The organism is uncultured Vibrio sp., from assembly GCF_947488985.1.
Lineage (GTDB): Bacteria > Pseudomonadota > Gammaproteobacteria > Enterobacterales > Vibrionaceae > Vibrio.
In genome coordinates, this window is record NZ_CANLBV010000140.1 from 1 (window position 1) to 5,903 (window position 5,903).

The 5,903-nt window shown below is 42.1% G+C and carries 4 protein-coding genes and 2 tRNA genes; 1 reads left to right on the forward strand and 5 read right to left on the reverse strand.

Going from position 1 to position 5,903, the window contains the following annotated elements; genetic code table 11:
* Positions 1 to 298 precede the first annotated feature (298 nt).
* The 4 genes from Q1A70_RS18510 to Q1A70_RS18525 form a co-directional block, all read right to left on the reverse strand.
* Complete coding sequence (locus Q1A70_RS18510) at positions 299 to 1,540, reverse strand: integrase domain-containing protein (RefSeq protein ID WP_299695104.1); 1,242 nt, start codon at positions 1,538 to 1,540, stop codon at positions 299 to 301.
* 173 nt (positions 1,541 to 1,713) lie between these two features.
* A tRNA-Val gene (locus tag Q1A70_RS18515) sits at positions 1,714 to 1,790 on the reverse strand.
* 70 nt (positions 1,791 to 1,860) lie between these two features.
* A tRNA-Val gene (locus tag Q1A70_RS18520) sits at positions 1,861 to 1,937 on the reverse strand.
* 221 nt (positions 1,938 to 2,158) lie between these two features.
* Positions 2,159 to 3,340: a patatin-like phospholipase family protein gene (locus Q1A70_RS18525; RefSeq protein WP_299695107.1), complete on the reverse strand. Its 1,182-nt coding sequence runs from the start codon at positions 3,338 to 3,340 to the stop codon at positions 2,159 to 2,161.
* A 474-nt stretch (positions 3,341 to 3,814) separates the two neighbouring features.
* On the opposite strand from Q1A70_RS18525, the gene Q1A70_RS18530 reads away from it, so the two are divergent.
* Positions 3,815 to 4,825, forward strand: coding sequence for a porin (locus tag Q1A70_RS18530; protein WP_299695110.1), 1,011 nt, complete (start codon positions 3,815 to 3,817; stop codon positions 4,823 to 4,825).
* Positions 4,826 to 4,971: 146 nt separating this feature from the next.
* Here the strand turns inward: Q1A70_RS18530 and Q1A70_RS18535 are convergent, their stop codons facing one another.
* On the reverse strand, positions 4,972 to 5,631 hold the full coding sequence (locus tag Q1A70_RS18535; protein ID WP_299695113.1) for a DUF2726 domain-containing protein: 660 nt from the start codon (positions 5,629 to 5,631) through the stop codon (positions 4,972 to 4,974).
* Between the last annotated feature and the right edge of the window lie 272 nt (positions 5,632 to 5,903).

Consider the following 5,903-nt stretch of genomic DNA (forward strand, 5'->3'; position numbering starts at 1 on the left):
TCAGTGTAATTATCATAGTTCGTAGCATGATCCTGATTTTACTAAAAATCAAGCACCTTCAATGATCACGGGTATAGTACTTCATTGAGACGAATTAAGCGAGTGGTTACGTTTGGCATATTGACACCTTACAAGTGAGTGGACTTCACTTAAATGACATATATCTGAAATTATTTAGGTTATATGCATAACAGAAAATCCGTACCCTTTGCCAATGCCCTGTCCGACTTCTAAATTCAGTGAAGGATACCGGTTACACCGTAACATACGTTTACTGAAATCAAATTACATGTACCTATTAACCAACAACTTTAAGGCTCTTTTTACCACTCATCGACAAGCTCCCCGAAGCAGCGTCTTCGATATGATCACTCCACCACTCCATGAGAACTTTACGGCGTTCAAGGTAATCAGTACGGTTGTATGCGCTTCTTACCTTATCTCTATCTACATGAGAAAGTGCGGCTTCTATAATATCTGGATCGAAGTTTTGCTCATTTAAGGTGGTACTGGCTAATGCGCGTAAACCGTGAGAAGTTTGCCTGCCCTTCATACCCATTCTTACTAATGCTTTATTTGCTGTCTCTTTGTTGATGTGATTGTTGTTACTTTTGTCTGCCGGGAAAAGGAATTCACTATCCCCCGTAATGAAATCAATCGTTTCTAATAGGTCTAAAGTTTGTTTTGTTAAAGGGACAGTATGCACTCTTCCCTTTTTCATTCGTTCAGCAGGAATGACCCAAAGCATCTTTTCTCTGTCAATTTCATCCCAACGTGCCCCAGCAGTTTCAGCTGGCCTTGTCATGGTATGAAGTTGCCATTCTAGCAAGCAGCGAGTGATAGGTTTAATGGATGCGTAGTTGATTGTTTTGAGGAGCTCTGGAAGCTCATCTGGGGCTAACGAAGCTTGGTTGGTTACCTTGGCGGTTTCAAAAGCTTTACCAATGCCAGCAAGCTTGTTGTGTTCAATCACACCCGTGTTTACTGCAAAGGTCATTATCTCATTGAGGTTACGACACAAACGCCCTACTGTTTCTAATTTACCTTGATTCGCAATGGGTTTAATTGTTTTTATCGCTTGTGGTGCCGTAATGTCACCAAGGGGGAGCTTACCAAGATCAGGTAAGAGGTACTTCTCAATTCGTTGCTTTAGCTTCTTAGCCGTTTGCTCTTTGACGCTTGTTTTCTTCACTTCAATCCAGTCATCAAATACCGACTGTAACGTATTCGCCAATTCTAACTGTTTCTCTCTAAGAGTCGTATCACGGTGCTCTTTCGGGTCAATACCATCAGCGAGTAGTTCTCTTGCCTCAATCGCTTTGGTTCGAGCTTTAGCAAGCGATACAGATGGGTATTTACCAATACTGAGGTTTGCTCGTTTACGAGTAATTGGACGGTAATAGTTAAAGAGCCACAATTTGGAACCATTGGGCTTTATTCTCAATGCAAGACCATCACCATCGAGCAGGCTATATTCCTTTTCTTTAGGTTTTGCTTGTAAGATCTGAGTCGCTGTTAATGGGGTTGTTTTCCTAGCCATAGTAACATCACCAATCCGTATTTCCTGTAGTGTTACTAACAGTGTTACTTTAAACGGTGGATTTTACAACACATCATGGAATCTCTTGGGACCAATAAATGGCTAAGAACTTGATAAAACAAGGAATTACAGGCACAAAAAAGCCCACACTAGGCGGGCTCTTTCGTATAATTTGGTGCCCGCTACTGGACTCGAACCAGTGACACCTTGCATGTCATGCAAGTACTCTAACCAACTGAGCTAAGCGGGCGATGTTCTAATTTCTTATTACTACCATTGTGACAAACTCAATAGTTATGTAATAAAAACTAAAGAAGAAATGGTGCGTCCGAGTGAACTCGAATCACCGACCCCCGCCATGTCAAGGCGGTACTCTAACCAACTGAGCTACGGACGCATTCCCTTAGAACGAGGAAGATAATATCCATGATGGGCAGGTGGTGCAAGCATTAACTGGCATGTTGCGAATCGTTTGCTCACTTTGCAATCAAAGACGTGACGAGATGCCTATTTTACAAGCAAATTATCGTCAAACCACTGAAAAAACGCAGTTTAGTTAAAACAAAAGGCTTAGATAATTCTAAGCCTTACAGTACACACTCCACTAACTTAGCATGATCAATTTGGGATTTCAGTTGTCCATGGCGTGGTTTCTTGGCCTTTCGCGTAACCATACAGATACAGTTCTTGCATATATTGTACGTCAAAAATCTTGTTTGATTCTTGAGTTACCGTGGTATTTTCATCAATGTAAGTGAAAGACACATCGAGTTCTTGTAATTCGCTCAGATACATCATCCTATATAGATCACCACGACTTTGTAAGGTCGTCATCGATTTTAGCGTTCTTGATAATAAATCCATGCCCTTATCCTCTACGATCTCATAAGGCATTTTTAACATACCATTTCGAATAATATGAACTTGTGGTTGTTTGGATAAACCCAAAGCATCGCTAATATTTTGGAAGTCGATATTCGCTGCTTGAAGAAACATTTGCGCCGATAATCCGCCATCGACGTGCATCTCTTCCAATGACTCCTCTTGATATTCAACCTCAATAAACTGAGGTGGGAACACAGCCGGTATTGATGCACTCGCAACTAAGACTTGGTGGATAAGGTGAGATTTTTGATCATAATCACTTGCCGCTATCTGCCCTAGGTTCCAGACCACCATTTCTCCAGAATCAAAGTGCGTGGTTCCAATCAATAAGCGGCGCCCATCTCGGTGCTGCTGGGCTATCTTTTCAATAAACTCATCATCATAAACACTCGCAACATAAGACATAAAGCTCTCACCTTTTGAAATGCCATCTTTAAACACGACATTGAAAAAGTTTTTATGGCCAAGCAGCATCTTATCGTTCATACCCATGATAGTGCTTTTTAACTTAGGGATCTCTTCGCCACCAACGAAGACAAATGGGGCCATCAACGCGCCGGCACTTACCCCTGTGACAATCGAATAGTCAGGCAGTTTACCTTGGTCATATAGCGCAGTCACAAAACCAACGCCAAAAGCGCCCTTTGAACCACCACCAGACAGTACCAACGTATTCAATTGATCACCGCTAACACGTACAGAGGTGGAATCACTTTCTGGATTATACAAGTATTGTTCACCGTACCCCAACCAAGTTCTGACTGGCTCTGTAATTGAGGGATCACTTTCGATTGGCAGCGAAACTTGATGATAATTTTGCTTTGTCACTCGATTTTCGACTTGATGTGGTGTTGTGCAACCAGCAACGAACGCAACAAGGAAAAAGGTCATAAAAATAGCTTGGTTTGTTTTCATTCTATGGTCTGTATTTATTAACGGAGTCGATCCGGTAATGTTGACGATTAATTAGCGCGCTATTTTAGATAACCGCGAGCGAATGAATAACTCACCTACGTAGGATGAAGTCCATCAAGCGTTCAATGAAAACTTGTAACTACCACTTCTATAGTGCTTGAGCGACGACAATGACTGCACTATTACCTGCATGCATAGATGCGGCATCGTTCTATAGAGCAACAGACCTTTTCCAACAATTTATATTGCCGAGTTAACACTTTAAAGAACAACCACCTATAAAGACTTAAAACTCAATCTATAAAAACTATGAACTTTTTGAGATACATACAGCACAGTAATGCATAAGGAAATTTGCATAATGGCAAAGTGCGTCTATATTCATAACTTATAGGAATAAATAGTTAGCATTCAATGCTATATGTGAATTTCTAGTTTGCGATAAATACAAGTGTGAAAAATAGGGAATGAATCATGAAAAAATCACATATCGCCATTGCAGTGGTGAGCATACTATCAACATCTGCTGTCTCGGCAGCGACCATTTACGAGACAGATGAAACAGTATTGAATATGAGCGGCCGCGCGGAGGTTCGAGGGAACTTCTCTGATGCAAACAAAAGTCCCGGCAACAGCAGTACTTACCAGGACAAGTCTCGTGTACGTATCGGTGTTAATGGCACACAAAAAATGACGGACGACGTATCCTTTTTTGGGAAGTACGAGTTCGAGCTAACAGAGTCTGAAGATGGCGCATCAGATGATATTGGCATTAACACTCGATTCCTATATACGGGTGTTCAAACCAATCACGGTAACGTCTACTATGGTCACCAAAATAACGCCGTGACCTACTTAACCGACTGGACGGATATGGCAGAAACCTTCAGTGGCTATATTAATGAGTACACGGTGTCGACGGCTGACCGAGCAAAAAACGTCTTACGCTATGAACTGACGAGCGACAACATCACCTTTCAAATTGATGGCAATTTCAATTCAGATAGTGAATCCGCACAAAGTGACGGCTTCGGCGCGGTTATCGCAGGCAGCACTTCAATTGGATTAGATGTTGGTGTCGGTTACGCTTCCAGCGACGAAACCTATGGAGGAGTTGGCACTGAAACCTCTGATGCCTACATCGGTGCGATCAAGTACACCAACGATCAAGGTGTTTGGTTCGCTGTACTGTATCAGTTTGGTAGCATTTCAGGTGAAGGCGTTAAAGACTCGGACTACGATTCAGCAGACGCTTACTTGGGTTACTCGTTTGGTGATAACACGGTTAACCTGACCTACAGCTACTTTGAAGCGGATGATATCGCGGCTTACGACATCAACTTTATTGGCGTAGAATACGCACGCTACATTGGTAATGTGGCGTTCTTCGGTAGCTATAAGTTTAATATGCTAGACGAAGGTGAAGGTGGATCAGGCGATAACGATGAAGATGAGCTACAAGTTGGCATGCGTTACGCTTTTTAATTAACCTAACCTAATCTGTACTAATTCAGACCTGAGCTGAAAGTAAAGCCGAGCATTTCACAATGCTCGGCTTTTTATTGATTCGGTGGTGTCCAACTAAATGCAATGAGTGTCGATACCTTCTATTCTTCTATTCTTCTATTCTTCTATTCTTCTACGTCAAACACCACATTGTAGTTCTCCGTGTAAGTACAGTTTGGCTGACGGCTGCAAGTGAAAAAGCGTCGACCTTTGTAATCGCCTTGGCTCGCCAGTTTAATGACCATAGGGCTGCCGCACTTTTTACAAAAACGAACTTCTTGAGATGGCTCGATGAGATCGATGTGCGCGGCCAATAATCTTTTCAGGCGGCTCACTTGGTAGCTGTGCTTGATGGATGCACCAATCAAAGGCAAGCCTGCCGATTTACACACGTGAATCAGCAGTTTTTCGCGATCAACTTTACCTTTATTCAGCTCTTTACCGTTATCAAGCTCGATGATCACTCGTGGCTCTAGCGTTCTTGGGTCGCACACCACAAAATCAAAATAACTGCGCGAGATCTTATTGCTCGCAATAAACCAGTCTTTTTTGTTGGCCGCTTTGGCAGGAACAATAACATGAGACATGCTGACCTTAGCGAAGACTTCCCCATGATTCCCAACTGCGGATTTAAGTGCATTATAGAATGTGGCCTGTTGCGCTGAAATCAGCGCCCCGTTTTTCTGATACGCATGCTCTTTGGTGTCATCGTGCTTCACCAAATACTTTTGAATAAAGTAAAAGAACACCACCAGCACGACCACAACGATAAAAATATTAGTCATTTTCCAACACAATCAAGTCTGTATAAAGATAAAGAGAATAATTAGCCTATGTAGAAAAGCCTCATGTGGCAAGCAAAACAGTGAGAGTTGCTAACCAGAATCACGCCTTAGACAGGTACCCTTTATTTGATCATCAAGTTTAGCCCTGCGTCCTGCATAAATCCTGTTTCTAAAATAATCCTGTCTTCAACATAAATATACTCGTTCAACTTGAAGATGCAGGCTTGAGAACTTGAAAGTTATCATTAATTCGAGATGCCAAAGAGCCTGCG

Bases quoted from the DNA above. Each gene is read 5' to 3' on its own strand.
- Q1A70_RS18510 (WP_299695104.1), bottom strand. From the start codon at position 1,540: ATGGCTAGGAAAACAACCCCATTAACAGCGACTCAGATCTTACAAGCA.
- Q1A70_RS18525 (WP_299695107.1), bottom strand. From the start codon at position 3,340: ATGAAAACAAACCAAGCTATTTTTATGACCTTTTTCCTTGTTGCGTTC.
- Q1A70_RS18530 (WP_299695110.1), top strand. From the start codon at position 3,815: ATGAAAAAATCACATATCGCCATTGCAGTGGTGAGCATACTATCAACA.
- Q1A70_RS18535 (WP_299695113.1), bottom strand. From the start codon at position 5,631: ATGACTAATATTTTTATCGTTGTGGTCGTGCTGGTGGTGTTCTTTTAC.